The sequence below is a fragment of the Pontibacter lucknowensis genome (assembly GCF_900156415.1).
GTDB lineage: Bacteria > Bacteroidota > Bacteroidia > Cytophagales > Hymenobacteraceae > Pontibacter > Pontibacter lucknowensis.
In genome coordinates, this window is record NZ_FTNM01000003.1 from 480,678 (window position 1) to 497,745 (window position 17,068).

The window sequence follows — 17,068 nt, forward strand, 5'->3', positions numbered from 1 at the left end:
GTTTTCTTTTTAGCTGTATAAGGAAAGGTGGCTTAGTGGGCAAAGTCTGCGAGATGTCAGCTTCATATTTTCAGATTCAGGCTATTATACAACTCTTCGAACTGCTTGCACCAGGCATCGGCTTTTTCGTTTTTTTCATTTTTTTCATCCTGCTTTTTGCGGTTCGTCTCATAGGTACTTTGTCGCATCCTGAAAGCGATGTTCTGCGACTGCCAATACTCCGGCTGCAGACTGGAGCCGTTGATGACCGTCAGGAGTTCGATCAGATATTGCATGTGTTCCGTGTCATCGGGATTTTCCTCCAGGTAGTGCATCGCTTCTTCTACATGGATAGTCGCCGCATAATTCACCGCTTCTTCATCCAGTTTCACGCCCATGCGATCGACTTCTTTCAGGAGTTTGAGCACGGTGTCCACATCCACCCGTTCGGCCATCAGGGCTTCAAGCAGGCGTCCCGATACAATGTAGTCTACCGTGATCTGCAGTGGCCGCGGCAGGTTCATATCCACGTTTTTGATGGCAGCCATCAACGGATAGTTGTTGTCGTATACCTGCTGAAAATCATGCTCCAAAGCCCGCATGGTTTGCTCCAGTACTTGGTCCAGAATCTTCTTCTGGTCATCGCGGAAGAGGTGCCAGAAAGAGTAGTTGTGCGACTCGAAGTGCTTGTCAAGTAGCATGATTACTTCTGTGATATTGCCTTTGTCAAAGGCGGTGCTGAGTTCATGGTGCAGGGTGGCGAAGGCATCGGGGCTTACGAATTTGCGCACGCCCCCGAACAACTGATGATCACCAATGTGTAGCACGCCAAACGAAACGTCCACTTCCTCCCAGGTAATGGTGGAGCGTATGAAAGCTTTGCCAATGGCCAGCCGCTGACGTCCCGCCTCTAGCATTTCATAATATTCGGAAGTGGCCTTGTAGCTGTAGAGTGGTAGCTCTTCCGGGGAGTCGGCAAAGAGCGACGACACGGCATAATGGGCACCAACCCGCAACAGGTCCAATTGAGTTGGCTGCACTATTTTGTAGTAGGCCTTGGAAGCGTCGCCGTACTCCTTGTTATTGCTCTTAGCTCGTTTCAGGAATTCCACGAATGTTGTTTCATAGTCGTTGCCGCTCAAGTCCTTTGCCAGTTGCAGGGCTCGTGTCGCGTACAGAATGTCCTGCATCGTTTCGATACCGGTCACCTCGTCAAAAAACCAGCCGCAGCTGGTGTACATCAGCATGGCGTGGTACTGCATTTCGAGCAGTTTCAGAAACTTGATCTGCTCGCCTTTGCTCAGTTCCCGGTTAGTCTGTGAATGGATGAAATCATGCACATGGTCCTCGTTCCGGTCCATGATCACCTGGATGTAGTTGTTACGCGTCTGCCACGGATCGGCTCCCAGCTTCTGCATCTCCTGCTCAAAGAGCGGCTCCAGCTGATCGCGCACCCAGTCGAAGGCTTCCCGCACAGGAGCCCGCCAGGCCTGGTTCCAGTCATCGTGGCCGCCGGTGTGGCAGCCGCAGTCGCTGCGCCAGCGCTCTACGCCGTGCATGCAGCTCCAGGATGTGTTCTCGATGATTTCAGCTTCGTATTTAGGCGGGTATAGCTCCAGGTATTCTCCGTAGATCGTGATCTTGGCCAACTCTTCCTGCTCAATGTGGTGCAGGGCGTAGGAGAGGGCCATTTCACCGAAGCGGTGGTGGTGGCCGTAGGTTTCGCCGTCTGTGGCGATGTGCATGAGCTGCGGATCTTTGCTGTGCTCGTCGAAGGTGGTGGTGAGGCGGTGGGCAAACTTCTCGCCACTCTCCAACAAGCCTTCAAAAGCGATGGCCTGCGACACGGGCGCGTCATAAAAAAACAACGCAATCGTTCTGCCTGAAGGCAAAGTACAGCGGTAGGGCCGCTTTGGGTCTATCTTGGCGCCCGTGGCATTGTGCCAGTCTTTCTCGTCTATCTTGCGGTAGCGTTTGGCCTGGTAGGGGGAGAGGATCGTGAACTTGATACCATGCTCAGCCAGCACTTCCAGCGTGGTCGTGTTTGCAGCGGTTTCCCCCAGCCACATGCCTTCCGGGTCGCGACCAAATCGCTTCCTGAAATCATAGATTCCCCAGATCACCTGTGTATGCTGGTCCCGCTCGTTGGCCAGCGGCATGATCATGTGGTTGTATACCTGCCCCAGCGCTGCCCCGTGCCCAGAAAAGCGCTTCTGACTTTCCTTGTCGGCCTCGAGTATGGACTGGTAAATATCCGGCGCTTTTTTCTCCATCCACTCCAGCAAGGTCGGGCCGAAGTTAAAGCTCATGCGGGCGTAGTTGTTCATAATGTCCACGATCTGCCCCTTGCCGTTCTGGATGCGCGAAGCCGAGTTGCGGGCATAGCATTCAGCGGTAATGCGCTCGTTCCAGTCGTGAAATGGGTGCGCCGACTCCTGTAACTCGACCTCGTTAAGCCAGGGGTTTTCACGTGGCGGCTGATAGAAGTGTCCGTGAATGCAGATATACTTGTTCATAACTTATAGGACAAAGGACTGTTGAATAAAGAAAAATAGACCGGCAGGTATAGAGGGCACTGTACAGGGACAGATTCGCTCTGTTTGAAGGCTATACCTGAAATGAGCTAGTTCCTTTTCATAGAATGATGTTGCTTTGGAATACGGTGACGGAAGCTGCTGGCAGTTCTATTTCCTGACCCGCACTAAGCTCCTTTGGTAGATCTTTACCTGCCCCGCCATACCTGCTTTCATCAGAACCCAGCACCAGTTTCCATGAGGCCCCCACCTCTTTAACAACGCTTGTTTTTTGCGGTTGATTATTTATGTTAAATAAAGCGTAGAGGTACGGACTTTCACCGGAGTGGATGAGGTGTAGCACTTGGGTATGGCTGTCGGCTGAAACATGCAGTCTGGTTTTGTCAGGGCGGGCAAGGGCAGGGGCGGACTTACGGAGCTGAATAAGCGCCTTGTAGAAGTCCCGCAGCTGGCGGTGCTTTTCGCTGTACTCGTAGCTACGCTGCAGTTTCGATTGATTAAAGGTTTCTTCTGACTGTGGATCCGGTGCTTCGCCTTGCCAGGCAAAAGAAGAGAATTCCTCTTTACGGCCTTTGCGCACGGCCTCTACCAGGTCTTTATCGGAGTGACTCACAAAGTACAGGAAAGGATTTTCCTCACCATATTCTTCACCCATGAATAGCATGGGGGTGAAAGGGGAGAGCAGCACCAAGCCTGCTGCCACCTTAAGCATGTCGTAGGGGATCAGCTTCGTCAGACGCTCCCCCAGCATGCGGTTGCCTACCTGGTCGTGGTTCTGAGAGCAGACCACGAACTGACGGGCGGGGTTTGCGGTGGGATCGCTGCCAAAAGTCCGCTTGCGGTGTTCAGAGTAGAGTCCGTCATACACGAAACCATGTTGCAAAACTTTCTGCAACTGCTCCAGCTTTCCGAAATCGCTGTAGTAACCAGAGTCTTCTCCCGTGAGCAAAGCATGCACGGCATGGTGAAAATCATCGCTCCACTGCGCCGCTAGTCCAAAGCCGCCTTTTTCTCTCGGGTTGATGAGGCGCACGTCGTTCAGGTCGCTTTCCGCAATCAGGATGAAGTGCCGGTTAAGTTGCTTTTCCAGGTGCTCTACCTGCTCCTGCAAATCCTGCAATAAGTGCTTCGCGCCTGTATCCAGGATGGCGTGCACGGCATCGAGGCGCAGGGCATCGATATGATAATCACGCAGCCACAGCAGGGCGTTCTGCATAAAGAAGTTGCGCACATGGTCGCTGTGCGCATCATCGAAATTGAGCGCCTTGCCCCAGGGCGTGTTATACTTGTCAGTGAAGTATGGGCCGAACTCATTGAGGTAATTACCTTCCGGACCAAGGTGATTGTACACCACATCCAACACCACAGCTATACCTGCAGCATGGCAGGCGTCTACCAGTTTTTTCAGGCCTTCCGGTCCGCCATAGCTCTCCTGCACCGCCGAAGGGTATACACCATCGTAGCCCCAGTTCCGACCTCCCGGAAAAGCCGCCACAGGCATGATTTCAATCGCCGTTATACCTAAGTCCACCAACTCAGGCAGCTTGTCGATCACCCCCTGAAAAGTCCCTTCTTCGGAGAAGGTACCGACGTGCAGTTCGTACACAATGTACTGCTCCAGCGGCAGCGGTTTCCAGTTTTTGTCGGTCCACCCGAAGGAAGTATGATCCACCACGGCTGAGGGTTCGTGCACGCCGTCAGGCTGAAAATGTGAGGCAGGGTCGGGTCGCTCCACCTCTTCGTCAAGCTGGAAGGTATAGCGTGCGCCGGGACCGGTCTCTTCGCTCAGGGCGGTCCAGTAACCGAAGGCTTCGCGCTGCAGTGGTATTATGTTATCGTTATCTTTTAACACCACATCCACCTGCGCGGCGGCCGGGGCCCAAACTGTAAACAAGGTACCCTTGCCTGGGGTATAATGTGCTCCAATCTCTCGTGTTATGCTCATATAGTATCCTTTTACGCCTGATTTCTAACTGGCATATACGGCATTAGGTTGTTCTTTTTTGGGCAATTGAATCTTTTATGATTCCAAAGTTGTCCTCTGCACCGCTTAACATAGGCTACAGGTGCTCTGCTGCAGACTCACCCGAAACCTATTGCGCGCGCATGCAGTACCTATTAGCTATTCTACATCAAATCAGGAAAAAAGCATACATGGAAGCATTGGAAGGAACCAAAAGGGTTGTCATCGAGAACGTGAAACCGCAGGTAAACTGTGGGCAGTATCCAATCAAGCGCACTGTGGGAGAAGAGGTCGAAGTGACGGCAGATGTGTTTGGAGACGGCCATGACGAGGTAAAAGCTGTATTGCTCTACCGGCATTCCAAAAAGAAAAAGTGGAACGAGGTGCCGATGCAGTTCCTGGGCAACGACCGCTGGCAAGTGACTTTCACCCCCGACAGCATGGGCACTTTTGAGTATACGCTACAGGGCTGGGTGGACCACTTCTATACCTGGCAGAAGGGGCTCAAAAAGAAATTTGAAGCGAACCAGGATATCACGGTGGAGTTGCAGATCGGGGCGCAATTGCTCCAGGAATCTGCCGCTACCGCCAAGCCCGGTCAGCAGAAGCGACTCTACAAATGGGCCGAGCAACTCAACAAACCTGGCTCCATAGCCGATGCCGTGACACTAGCCACCGGCGAAGACGTGTCGGACCTGATGCACGCCTGCTGCGATCGCCAGAATGTAACGACTTACCACAAAATACTGACCGTGGAAGTAGAGCGGCAGAAGGCGCTTTTCAGCACCTGGTACGAATTCTTCCCCCGTTCCGCAGCACAAGAGGCAGGCCGCCACGGCACCTTCCAGGACTGCGAGCGCCTGCTGCCCCGCATCGCCGAAATGGGCTTCGACACGATCTATCTTCCGCCGATCCACCCGATCGGCAATGCTTTCCGCAAGGGCAAAAACAACTCAGTGACCTCTGAGCCTGGAGAGCCTGGTTCTCCCTGGGCGATAGGTGCTGAGTCAGGTGGGCACAAGTCCATCCTGCCGGAGCTGGGCAGCCTGGATGAGTTCAGAAGTTTTGTGCAAGCTGCACGGGAGCACGGCATTGAAGTGGCGCTGGACTTTGCTATTCAGTGCTCACCGGATCATCCTTATGTAAAGGAGCATCCGCAATGGTTTAAATGGCGACCGGATGGCACGGTGCAGTACGCCGAGAACCCACCAAAAAAATACCAGGACGTGCTGCCCGTTAATTTCGAAACCGAAGACTGGCAGAACCTGTGGCGCGAACTCAAAAGTATCGTCATCCATTGGATCGAGCAGGGAGTTTACGTTTTCCGCGTAGACAACCCGCACACCAAACCTTTCGCGTTTTGGGAATGGATGATCCGGGAAGTGCGCCAGCAGTACCCGCAGGTGATCTTCCTGGCCGAGGCCTTCACCCGTCCGCGGGTGATGGAGCGTCTCGGTAAGATCGGTTTCACGCAGTCCTATACCTACTTCACTTGGCGCAACACAGCTGCCGAGATAAAAGAGTACATGCGCGAGCTCACCCAAACCGAGATGCGCGACTTCTACCGTCCAAACTTCTGGCCCAACACCCCGGACATCCTGCCACATGAACTGCAGTCGGGCGGTGAGCCTGCGCACATTACCCGTGTGGTGCTGGCGGCTACCCTGTCCTCAAACTATGGAATGTACGGACCAGTTTATGAGTTCGGCATCAACACGCCGGTGCAGGGCAAGGAAGAGTACTGGGACTCCGAGAAGTACGAGATCATGCACTGGGACTGGGGCCGCCTGACAAAAATAAGAGAAGTCATCACCAAGATAAACAAGATACGCCAGGTCAACCCGGCACTGCAAACCACCTGGAACATTGCCTTCGGCGATACCGACAATCCGCAGATCCTTTGCTATGCCAAGTGGGACAGCAGCTACCGCAACAAAATGCTGATGGTCGTGAACCTGGACCCGCACCATACGCAGGCCGGTTGGGTGCAGGTGCCGCTGCACGTACTAAAAATGGACAGCAACCAGCAATACATGGTGCACGACCTGATGACCGAACACAAATATACCTGGAACAGCGAGTGGAATTATGTGGAGCTCCGTCCGCACGAAATGCCTGTGCACGTCTTCCGCATCGAATCCGCTACCCCGGGCATGGGCCACGACAGTCTGGATGATACCTGGCTGCCCGACGACCACAGCAAACACGAATAAAACCGAAAAAACTATATGGCAGAAGACAACACCCTTCTCGACGACAACATTCACTGGTACAAAGACGCCATCATCTACGAGCTGCACATCAAGGCCTTCATGGATGGGAACGGCGACGGCATTGGCGACTTTAAGGGGCTCATGCAGAAGCTCGACTATTTGGAAGAGCTGGGCGTAACCGCTATCTGGCTATTGCCTTTCTACCCATCGCCGCTCAAAGACGACGGCTACGACATTGCCGACTACTTCAGCATCAATCCGAGCTACGGCACCATGCAGGATTTCAAGCTGTTTGTGAAGGAAGCGCACCGTCGGGGGCTCAAGGTCATCACCGAGCTGGTCATCAACCACACTTCCGACCAGCACCCCTGGTTCCAGCGGGCACGTCGCGCCAAGAAGGGCTCCAAACACCGCGACTTCTATGTGTGGACCGATGACCCGACCCAGTACAAGGATGTGCGCATCATCTTCACCGACTACGAACCGAGCAACTGGACCTGGGACCCGGTGGCGGGCCAATACTACTGGCACCGCTTTTTCCATCACCAGCCCGACCTGAACTACGACAATCCGGAGGTGCAGAAAGAGGTGTTCAAGACCCTGGACTACTGGTTCGACATGGGTGTGGATGGCTTCCGTCTGGATGCCGTACCCTACCTGTTTGAGCGCGACGGCACCAACTGCGAAAACCTGCCAGAGACACATGAGTTCCTGAAAAAGCTCCGGGCGCATGTCGACAAAAAATACGAAGGCAAGCTCTTGCTGGCCGAGGCGAACATGTGGCCAGAGGATTCTGCCTCTTACTTTGGTGATGGCGACGAGTGTCACATGAACTACCACTTCCCGATCATGCCGCGTCTGTTTATGTCCGTGAAGATGGAGGACCGTTACCCGATCATCGACATCTTCGACCAGACGCCAGCTATACCGGAAACCTGCCAGTGGGCCATGTTCCTGCGCAACCACGACGAACTGACGCTCGAGATGGTGACTGATGAGGAACGGGACTACATGTACAAGGTATACACCCGCGATCCGCTCGCCAAGATCAACCTGGGTATACGCCACCGCCTGGCACCGCTGCTGGGCAACGACCGTGCGAAGATTGAGCTCATGAACGTGCTGCTCTTCTCCATGAAAGGAACACCGGTAGTGTACTATGGCGATGAGATCGGTATGGGCGATAACTACTACCTGGGTGACCGCGACGGCGTTCGCACCCCGATGCAGTGGAACGACAACCGCAATGCCGGCTTCTCCACTGCCAATCCGCAGAAGCTATACCTGCCTGTGATCATCGACCCGGAGTACAAGTACGAGTCGGTGAACGTGGACACGCAGCAGCACAACGCCAACTCGCTGCTCTGGTGGATGCGCCGCATCATCAACATGCGCAAGCGTTACAAAGCTTTCGGCCGTGGCGAGATTCGCTTCCTGAACCCGTCCAACGCCAAAGTGCTGGCCTTTGTGCGCTCTTACCAGGACGAGAACATCCTGGTGATTGCCAATCTGTCGCGCTTCCCGGAGGCGGTGGAACTGGACCTGCCGGAGTTCAGAGGCTACGTGCCGGTGGAGGTGTTCAGCAAAAACAAATTCCCGCAGATAAAAGAGGATAGCTATGTGCTCACGATGGGCGCGCATGGCTATTACTGGTTCGAGCTGCAACCACAGGAAGTGAGCGGTCGCGAAGGCCTCGACATGAAGAAGCCTGCCATGCAGCTGCCAACACTCAGCCAGCCTATACCTGCGCGGGCGCTTAAAACGCTTGAGAACAAACTACTGCCGCCTTATGTGATGAACCGCCGCTGGTTCGGTGGCAAGGCCCGCACGATACAGCGCATGCAGGTGGTGAACAACATGCCGATGACGGCAGGTCGCTTTGCAGCGTCACTGCTGTTTATAGAAGTGAGCTACAACGAAGGTTTGCCGGAACTGTACCAGCTACCGATCGCCTTTACCAGCGGTGAACAGGAAGAAGAACTCATTGCCAGTCAGCCGAACAGTGTGATTGCCCGCCTGACCATGGATGGAAAAGAAGGCATCCTCTACGACGCTGTTTACTCCGAGGACTACCGCCAGCTCTTGCTCAACCTGATGGCCAAACGCAAGAGCATCAAAGTGGACAGTGCTGAGTTAGTGGGTACGGGTAGCCGTTCTATCGCCGCCAAGATCAAAGAAATCGGGCATCCGCTTTCTTCCAAAATACTTGGGGCCGAGCAAAGCAATACTTCGGTGCTGTATGACAACCAGTTCTTTCTGAAGGTATACCGCAAACTCGATCGCACCCTGAATCCGGATGTGGAGATTGTGCAGGCGCTCACGGACAAGAATTTCCCGAACGTGCCGATGTACCTGGGCTCAGTGGAGCATGAAGAGGACGGCAAACCGCCGATGGTGCTCGTGATGCTGCAGGAGCTGGTGCCGAACCAGGGCGATGCCTGGGTATACATGGAGGATTCGCTCAAGCGATTCTTTGAGAGACTGCAGACGCACAAGGAGCATATTGAGCAGATTGACACCACGGGCACATTGGCACGTCCGGTGCCGTTCTCGGAAGCGCCGGAGCACATGCAGTTGCAACTTGGCGGTGCCTCAGTAGAGCGCATCGAGTTGCTCGGTCAGCGCACAGCCGAGATGCACCTGGCGTTGGCCGACATGGTCACCTCGAAGGACTTTGCACCGGAGGACTTCTCCCTGCACTATCAGCGATCGCTTTACTCGTCTCTTACCTCACTCGTACGCAGCAATTTTGACAGCTTGCGCAAGCACCTGTCTAACCTGCCGGACGCTGTGCGGGCTGAAGCCGAAGAAGTGCTGCAAATGCGTCAGGAGGTGCTCGAGCGACTCAAAATGATCTTCCGCCGCAAGATCGACACGATGAAGATCCGCACCCATGGCGACTACCACCTCGGACAGGTGCTGTTCACAGGCCGCGACTTCATCATCATCGACTTCGAAGGGGAGCCAGCCCGTTCGTTCAGCGAACGCAGGCTGAAGCGCTCTCCGCTACGTGATGTGGCCGGTATGATCCGCTCTTTCCACTATGCCGCTTACAATGCGTTGTTTCAGCAGGACAGCTTCCGCAAAGAAGATGGCGACTACCTCGAGACTTGGGCTGAGCAGTGGTACCACTATGCCAGCGGCTTCTTCATGCATACCTACCTGGGTATAACCCAAGGGACAGGCGTGGTGCCGCAAAACGAGGAAGACGTAGAAGTGCTGATGGAGACCTTCCTGTTGGAGAAGGCGATTTATGAATTGGGATATGAACTGAACAACCGTCCGGATTGGGTGCTCATCCCGATCAGGGGCATAAAGTACATCATGAGGAAATATCAGAATGGCTAAGAAAAAGGAACAGGAGAACACACAGCAGAACCCGATGGCGGGAACAGGTATGGAAACCGGTGCCGGCGCGGCCATGAACGATGGCACGGATACAAAAAAATCCGGAGGCAGAAAGAAAAGCAAGCAAGACGAAGGGATAGCCACCGTGGAAGTGCAGTCAGGAGCGGCTGCGGCTCCTGCCAAAAGGGGAAGACCGCGTAAATCGGACACTTCCGAAATGGGAGAGGCAGCGCAGGAGGTGATGGTGAAGCCGAAGCGGGGTCGTGCAGCTGCAGCCAAGGCTACCACAACAGAGGCGACGGCTGCAACTACTGAAACAAAACCAAAACGAGGCAGGTCCGCCAAATCGGCAACGCAGCAACAGGAGGCAGAAGCGCAGAAGACGGGCTTGTCTACCACGCCTGCACCCGTGATGGAGCAGCCGAAGCAGGAGCAGACCGGACCGGTTTATTATGACATCAGCCGCCTGTCAGAGTTTGATATCTACCTGTTCCGCGAAGGCCGTCACTTCAACCTATACGAGAAGCTGGGCTCGCACCTGATGGAGCGACAGGGTACCAAGGGCGCTTACTTTGCGGTATGGGCCCCGAATGCTGAGCAGGTTTCGGTGATGGGCGACTTCAACTCATGGAACCGCGAAAGCCACCAGCTACAGGCAAGGGCTGATGGCTCGGGCATATGGGAAGGCTTTGTGCCGGATGTGCAGGCAGGGATGCTGTACAAGTACCATATCCGGTCGCGCTATCACATGTACCATGTTGAGAAGAGCGACCCCTTTGCGCTGCGGCGTGAAAAGCCGCCGCAAACTGCCTCGGTTGTGCACGAGTTGCACCATACCTGGCAGGACGACAGTTGGCTGGAGCAGCGCAAGTCGCGCCATGGCCAGCCGCAGCCGTATTCGGTTTACGAACTGCACGTGGGTTCCTGGCGTCGCAAGCCCGAAGACAACAACCGTCCGCTGACCTACCGCGAGCTGGCTGAGGAACTGCCGGCTTATGTCAAGAATCTGGGCTTTACGCATGTAGAGTTCATGCCCGTGATGTACCATCCGTTCAGTGGATCCTGGGGTTACCAGATTACAGGTTACTTTGCAGCGGCCAGTATCTACGGTTCACCGGAAGACCTCATGTGCCTGATCGATGCGCTACACCGCGAAGGCATTGGCGTGATTATGGACTGGGTGCCCTCGCACTTCCCGTCTGACGAGCACGGCCTGGCCTATTTCGACGGTACGCACCTGTTTGAGCACGCCGATCCACGCAAAGGCTATCATCCGGACTGGAACAGCTACATTTTCAACTACGGTCGCAACGAGGTGCGTTCTTTCCTGATCAGCAACGCGCTATTCTGGCTCGACAAGTACCATGTGGATGGTTTACGAGTAGATGCCGTGGCATCGATGCTATACCTGGACTACAGCCGCAAGCATGATGAATGGATCCCGAACGAATTTGGCGGGCGTGAAAACCTGGAAGCGATTTCTTTCCTGAAAGACTTTAACCATGCCGTGCATGAGCAGTTCCCGGATACCTTGACCATTGCCGAAGAATCCACGGCCTGGCCGCAGGTGACAGGCAAAGTAGAGGATGGCGGACTGGGCTTCGATATGAAGTGGATGATGGGTTGGATGCACGACACGCTGACCTACTTTTCCAAAGATCCGATTTACCGCAGACACCACCAGGGCGATATTACTTTCAGCATCATCTATGCTTTCAGCGAACGATTCATGCTGCCGCTATCCCACGATGAGGTGGTGCATGGCAAAGGCTCCCTGATCCGGAAGATGCCGGGCGATGAATGGCAGGCATTCGCGAACCTGCGGGCGCTCTATACCTACATGTACGCGCATCCGGGTGCCAAACTGCTGTTTATGGGTGGTGAAATCGCCCAGAGCAGCGAGTGGAACCACGACAGCAGTCTGGACTGGCACTTGCTGGAGTATAAATACCATGCAGGTATACAGGAGCTTATCCGCGCCCTGAACCATACCTACCGTGAGCAGCCAGCCCTCTATAGCAAAGCCTTTGATCCGTCAGGTTTTGAGTGGATCGACTTTAACGATGCGCATAACAGTGTGATGAGTTTCCTTCGCAAAGGCGAACGACCCGAAGACCAACTGTTGGTAGTTTGCAATTTCACTCCTGGCGTGCACGAGCAGTATCGCTTAGGTGTACCAACCGGTGGCAACTGGGTGGAGGTGTTCAACAGTGATGACGGCCATTTTGGTGGCAGTAATTTCCACAACCACGGATCGTTGCAGGCTAAACCTGATTCCTTCCACGGACATGATTACTCTGTCGTGCTGAAGTTGCCGCCGATGGCCGTGGTGTATTTTAAGTATCAGCCAGGGGCGTAATTTAAAAGTATATTTTGTAGAAGAGAGCATCTGTTCAGATTGGACAGATGCTCTCTTTTTGTAGCTAGTGCTTCCGTTGCAACTGGATGTTGCAGGTATAGCAACTATTGCTGTTCTGGGGCAGGGGAGCCAACCGGGCACTCAAACGCTAACTAATCCTGCAAACTCTGACTCTACTTCCCCTTCCGCAGCGGCAAAAACTTCTTGTAGTTTCTTTTGCGCTCGCCTTCTTCCTCCGGCATACCCGTTTCGGACACCGAGCGCACGTCTTCAATTGAGTAGAAGGCATTCGGGTTATAATCCCGGATAATGTCGATGACTTCCTGTAGCTTTTTGCGCTTCACAATCATAAAGAGCAGGTTCACCTTACCCCTGGTGCCTTTGGCGTCGAGGGCGGTGAGGCGGTAGCCACGCCCGGCCAGGCGGTCAATCAGCTGGTCGCCTGAATCAACGGTGATGACACGCACTACTACCTGACCCAGCGCTAGTTTCTGCTCGATGCGCAGCCCCAGGAAGTTACCGGTCGCAAAGCCGGCTGCCCAAGCGAAGTAAGAGGCAAAATTGCTCAGGTTCTGCATCACCTGTGTAATGGCCACCAGCCAGATGAGCACTTCAACAAACCCCAGCAAAGGGGCAATCACTTTGTCACCTTTCGAAATAAAAACGATGCGCAGGGTGCCCAGCGTCACGTCCATAATACGGGCTAGAAATATAAGTACAGGTATAATGACCCAATTGACAAGATCAGGGTCAATTCCTTTAAAGTAATCCATGTTTTGGTTTATCCTTTGGCAAATGTGTAAGCTGTTACTGTGATCGGCCGGAAATGGTTTCCTGATCAAGGGAGGCCCGGATTTTAGGCAGTGCTTCCGGGTGGTGCTCCTGTATAAAGGTAATAAGTTTTTCGCGGATATGGCACCTTAAATCCCAGGCTGCGCCCGAACTGGGGGCGCTCACCATCACCCGCAGCTCCAGGGTACGTTCTTTGGCATCGGTTACCTGAAGGTTCTGCACCTGGCGGTCCCACAGCGGCGTATTTTCGAGGATGCGCGTCAGCTCGGCCCGTATCTTCTCGATCGGAGCCCGGTAGTCCAGGTATAGGTGTACCGTGGCCAGGATGTCGGAGCTGCTGCGGGTCCAGTTCTGGAAGGGCTTCTCGATAAAGTAGTTAAGCGGCAGCACCATGCGGCGGTTGTCCCAGATGCGCAGGACCACATAGGTCAGCGTGATTTCCTCCACCCGGCCAAACTCACCCTCCAGCACTAGCACATCGTCAATGCGGATAGGCTGCGAAAAGGCGATCTGCAAACCGGCAAGCAGGTTAGACAAGGAGCGCTGGGCCGCAAAACCCACGATGATGCCTGCTATACCTGCCGAAGTCAGCATACCGGTGCCCAGCTTGCGAACCGGCTCAAAGGAGAGCAGCATGAGCGAAATCGTAATGAAGCTGATCAGCACCATGGACAGCTTTTTGATAAACTGCAGCTGTGTGATCAGGCGCCGCTCCCGTATGTTGTCTTCTTTGGTGATATTGTACCTGAGCCGCACCATATCCTGCACTACAAACACCAAATGCAGCAGAATCCAGCCAAAACCGGCAATGTTCAGCAGTTCGATCAGGCGTCTGAAAAAATAGTACTGATCAGGCGTGAAAGGTGTGGAGCTGAGCACAAAAGCGGCAAAGAGCAGCGGTATAAAAAAGGTGAGAGGCCGGTCAAGATGGCGCGTAACCGAGGCCATTAGCTGTGGGCTGGTCTTGCGGTTGTAAAGGTTCAGCAGCCAGAAGAGCAGCACTTTCACCAGCAGTCCTACCAATATGGCAACACCCATGATCAGCAGTCCGAGTGCAAGATGATCCAGTTCAGCCAGAAATTGAGATAATCGTTGCATAAGCTATAAACAGTCAGGTTTAACGTCCTGTGAACGCCTCTCACATACGCTTATTCAGCAAGATGGGTATTTCCTGCCAGGTAAATGCTTCTGTGTCAGGAGGGGATTTTATTTAATAGAAAAATGACTATATAGTTAAAACGTGCATGCAACTATATCCGTATGATATAAAGACTGCCTGTACCACAAGTAGGCAGAGAATTTTTTTGAATCCGGACACTGAATGCTGTTGGACCACACCCTGGGCCAGCAGCTGCAGAAGCCTGACATAAGGTATAATCACATGGCAAAATTGATTATTGTATCAAACCGACTCCCTGTAAAGCTACAGGAAAGCGAAGGTCGGCTTGATTTTAAACCGAGTGAGGGAGGCCTCGCAACGGGGTTAGGCTCTATCTACAAAAAGAAGAACAACCTTTGGATTGGCTGGCCTGGCATGGTAGTCGAAGATGAATCGCAACAGCAGCAAATTATCGACAACCTGAACGGGCAGAACATGCACCCGGTCTTTCTTTCAGACAAAGAGATAAAAGAGTTTTACGAGGGCTTCAGCAACGAAACGCTGTGGCCTACTTTCCACTACTTCAGTCAGTACGCCATCTACGAGCAGCAGCTTTGGGAAACCTATGTAGAGGTAAACCAGAAGTACTGCGACGAGCTGGTGAAAGTGGCCGAGCCAGACGACACCATCTGGGTACATGACTATCAGTTGCTGTTGCTGCCTTCTATGCTGCGCGAGAAACTACCGGGTAGCACCATTGGCTTCTTTCAGCACATTCCTTTTCCATCGTATGAGGTATTCCGCCTCCTGCCCTGGCGCAAAGAACTGCTGGAAGGCATGCTGGGCTCCGACCTGATCGGCTTCCATACCTACGACGACATGCGCCACTTCCTGAGCTCCGTCAACCGACTGGTAGGCCACGGCAGTACGCATGGCTGGATCAACACCGGCAATCGATCCCTGCTTGTCGACTCTTTCCCAATGGGGATAGACTATGAAAAGTATGAGCAGACGGCTGAAAGTGATGAGGTTAAAAAGCGGGAAAAGATTTACCGTAATAACCTGCACTCTAAAAAGATAATACTTTCCATCGACCGCCTGGACTACTCCAAAGGTATACCGCAGCGCCTACTAGCATTTGAGCTGTTTTTGGAGCGCTACCCGGAATTTCACGAGAAGGTGACGCTGGTGATGCTGGTGGTGCCATCACGCGATGCCGTGGAGAAGTATAAAGAGCTGAAAGAGGAGGTGGATGAACTGGTAGGCCGTATAAATGGCAATTACAGCCACATGAACTGGAACCCGATCCAGTATTTCTACCGCTCTTACCCACTGGAGACGCTTTCTGCCTTCTATCGCATGGCCGATGTGGCGCTGGTAACACCCATGCGCGACGGTATGAACCTGGTGTGCAAGGAGTATGTGGCAAGTAAGCTCGACCAGAAAGGAGTGCTGATCCTGAGTGAAATGGCGGGTGCTTCGAAGGAGCTTTCAGAGGCCTTGCTCATTAACCCGAACGATATCAACCAGATGGTAGAGACGCTGCATACGGCCCTGACCATGCCGGAAGATGTGCAGCAGCAGCACATGCGACACATGCAGGAGTCGCTGCGCAGGTATAACATCCACCATTGGGTGAGCATGTTCATGGACCGCCTGTCTTATGTGAAGATCAAGCAGCTGTCCATGGCTACGACCTACCTCGACGAGGCGACTTACCAGGAGCTCAGCAATTCCTACGAAGAGGCAAGCTCCCGCCTGTTCTTCCTGGAGTATGACGGCGCCCTGGTAGACTACCATAACCGTCCGCTCATGGCCGCCCCTGACGAAGACCTGCTGGAACTGTTGCAGGTGCTGAGCAGCAACTCTAAAAACCGGGTGGTTGTGATTAGCAGCCGGGAAAAGGACAACATGCAGCGCTGGTTGGGTCATCTCAACATCGACCTGATAGCAGAGCACGGCGTCTGGATAAAACAGCGCGGCACCGGCTGGCAAACCATGACCAGCCTGATCGATGACTGGAAGAGTGATATCCGCCTGATTCTGGACCTGTATGTGGACCGCACGCCTGGCTCGTTTATCGAAGAGAAGGAATACTCGCTGGTTTGGCATTACCGTCGCGTAGAGACGGGTCTGGGTGAGTTGCGTGCCCGTGAACTCGTGAGTCACCTTAACTTCCTGGCCACTAACAGCAATCTGCAGGTGCTCGATGGACAAATGGCCGTGGAGATCAAGGCCCAGGAGGTGAGCAAAGGCAAAGCGACCAGTTACTGGCTCAACATGTACCCCCACGACTTCGTGCTGGCCATTGGCGACGACTGGGGTGATGAGGATATCTTTAAGGCTATGCCGCGAGAGGCCTATACCGTCAAGATCGGGAATACGCACTCCGTTGCAAAGTATCACCTCGACAGCTGCGAAGAAGCCCGCAAACTCCTGTCACGGCTGATCGGGCTGAAGCAGAAAAAGCTTCCGAAAGAATTGTTGTAAATAGGTTATAGTGAAACAAGTAAGCCCCGGCTGTTTTAGAACAGTCCGGGGCTTTTTGTATCTGATAGAGGTATAGGCTACTTCTGCGACTGGTTATCCGTTTTTCGACTATACCTGCGATAGCTGAAAACCAGTGAAATCAGTACCAGTATATTGGCCACCAATCGCATATATACATGCTGGTTGGGTACAGAGCTCAGCGAATCCGTAAAGTCAATGTTCGTCACATTGTAAACGATCAAGCCTATCAGCAGGATGATCAGCACGAGGGCAAATTTCTTCATGGGCTGG

At 53.6% G+C, this 17,068-nt stretch carries 9 protein-coding genes; 4 read left to right on the forward strand and 5 right to left on the reverse strand.

Going from position 1 to position 17,068, the window contains the following annotated elements; genetic code table 11:
- Positions 1 to 62: 62 nt before the first annotated feature.
- Together BW972_RS12915 and treZ are read right to left on the reverse strand one after the other, a co-directional pair.
- The gene (locus BW972_RS12915) at positions 63 to 2,495 is read right to left on the reverse strand and encodes a DUF3536 domain-containing protein (RefSeq protein ID WP_076422423.1); all 2,433 of its coding nucleotides are present in this window, start codon (positions 2,493 to 2,495) and stop codon (positions 63 to 65) included.
- 118 nt (positions 2,496 to 2,613) lie between these two features.
- Positions 2,614 to 4,458, reverse strand: coding sequence for a malto-oligosyltrehalose trehalohydrolase (gene treZ / locus BW972_RS12920; RefSeq protein WP_076422424.1), 1,845 nt, complete (start codon positions 4,456 to 4,458; stop codon positions 2,614 to 2,616).
- 209 nt (positions 4,459 to 4,667) lie between these two features.
- On the opposite strand from treZ, the gene BW972_RS12925 reads away from it, so the two are divergent.
- From BW972_RS12925 to glgB, 3 genes are read left to right on the forward strand one after another with little or no spacing between them, the layout of a single operon-like run.
- The gene (locus tag BW972_RS12925; RefSeq protein ID WP_076422425.1) at positions 4,668 to 6,689 is read left to right on the forward strand and encodes an alpha-1,4-glucan--maltose-1-phosphate maltosyltransferase; all 2,022 of its coding nucleotides are present in this window, start codon (positions 4,668 to 4,670) and stop codon (positions 6,687 to 6,689) included.
- A gap of 15 nt (positions 6,690 to 6,704) precedes the next feature.
- On the forward strand, positions 6,705 to 10,037 hold the full coding sequence (gene treS, locus BW972_RS12930) for a maltose alpha-D-glucosyltransferase (RefSeq protein WP_076422426.1): 3,333 nt from the start codon (positions 6,705 to 6,707) through the stop codon (positions 10,035 to 10,037).
- Complete coding sequence (glgB, locus tag BW972_RS12935) at positions 10,030 to 12,396, forward strand: 1,4-alpha-glucan branching protein GlgB (protein WP_076422427.1); 2,367 nt, start codon at positions 10,030 to 10,032, stop codon at positions 12,394 to 12,396. The genes treS and glgB overlap by 8 nt, the downstream gene beginning before the upstream one ends.
- Positions 12,397 to 12,569: 173 nt before the next feature.
- Here glgB and BW972_RS12940 read toward each other — a convergent pair whose 3' ends face one another.
- Positions 12,570 to 13,169, reverse strand: a complete 600-nt coding sequence (locus BW972_RS12940; protein ID WP_076422428.1) for a DUF2179 domain-containing protein — start codon at positions 13,167 to 13,169, stop codon at positions 12,570 to 12,572.
- Between the two features lie 34 nt (positions 13,170 to 13,203).
- The gene (locus tag BW972_RS12945) at positions 13,204 to 14,286 is read right to left on the reverse strand and encodes a mechanosensitive ion channel family protein (protein ID WP_076422429.1); all 1,083 of its coding nucleotides are present in this window, start codon (positions 14,284 to 14,286) and stop codon (positions 13,204 to 13,206) included.
- A 283-nt stretch (positions 14,287 to 14,569) separates the two neighbouring features.
- Here BW972_RS12945 and BW972_RS12950 point away from each other — a divergent pair, with 283 nt between their 5' ends.
- A complete protein-coding gene (locus BW972_RS12950) occupies positions 14,570 to 16,777 on the forward strand; it encodes a bifunctional alpha,alpha-trehalose-phosphate synthase (UDP-forming)/trehalose-phosphatase (RefSeq protein WP_040574098.1) in 2,208 nt (735 codons plus the stop codon).
- A gap of 77 nt (positions 16,778 to 16,854) precedes the next feature.
- Here the strand turns inward: BW972_RS12950 and BW972_RS12955 are convergent, their stop codons facing one another.
- Positions 16,855 to 17,061, reverse strand: coding sequence for a hypothetical protein (locus tag BW972_RS12955; RefSeq protein WP_076422430.1), 207 nt, complete (start codon positions 17,059 to 17,061; stop codon positions 16,855 to 16,857).
- Positions 17,062 to 17,068 lie beyond the last annotated feature (7 nt).

Excerpts from the sequence above, each read along its gene's own strand:
- BW972_RS12915 (WP_076422423.1), bottom strand. The coding sequence starts at position 2,495 with ATGAACAAGTATATCTGCATTCACGGACACTTCTATCAGCCGCCACGT.
- treZ (WP_076422424.1), bottom strand. The coding sequence starts at position 4,458 with ATGAGCATAACACGAGAGATTGGAGCACATTATACCCCAGGCAAGGGT.
- BW972_RS12925 (WP_076422425.1), top strand. The coding sequence starts at position 4,668 with ATGGAAGCATTGGAAGGAACCAAAAGGGTTGTCATCGAGAACGTGAAA.
- treS (WP_076422426.1), top strand. The coding sequence starts at position 6,705 with ATGGCAGAAGACAACACCCTTCTCGACGACAACATTCACTGGTACAAA.
- glgB (WP_076422427.1), top strand. The coding sequence starts at position 10,030 with ATGGCTAAGAAAAAGGAACAGGAGAACACACAGCAGAACCCGATGGCG.
- BW972_RS12940 (WP_076422428.1), bottom strand. The coding sequence starts at position 13,169 with ATGGATTACTTTAAAGGAATTGACCCTGATCTTGTCAATTGGGTCATT.
- BW972_RS12945 (WP_076422429.1), bottom strand. The coding sequence starts at position 14,286 with ATGCAACGATTATCTCAATTTCTGGCTGAACTGGATCATCTTGCACTC.
- BW972_RS12950 (WP_040574098.1), top strand. The coding sequence starts at position 14,570 with ATGGCAAAATTGATTATTGTATCAAACCGACTCCCTGTAAAGCTACAG.
- BW972_RS12955 (WP_076422430.1), bottom strand. The coding sequence starts at position 17,061 with ATGAAGAAATTTGCCCTCGTGCTGATCATCCTGCTGATAGGCTTGATC.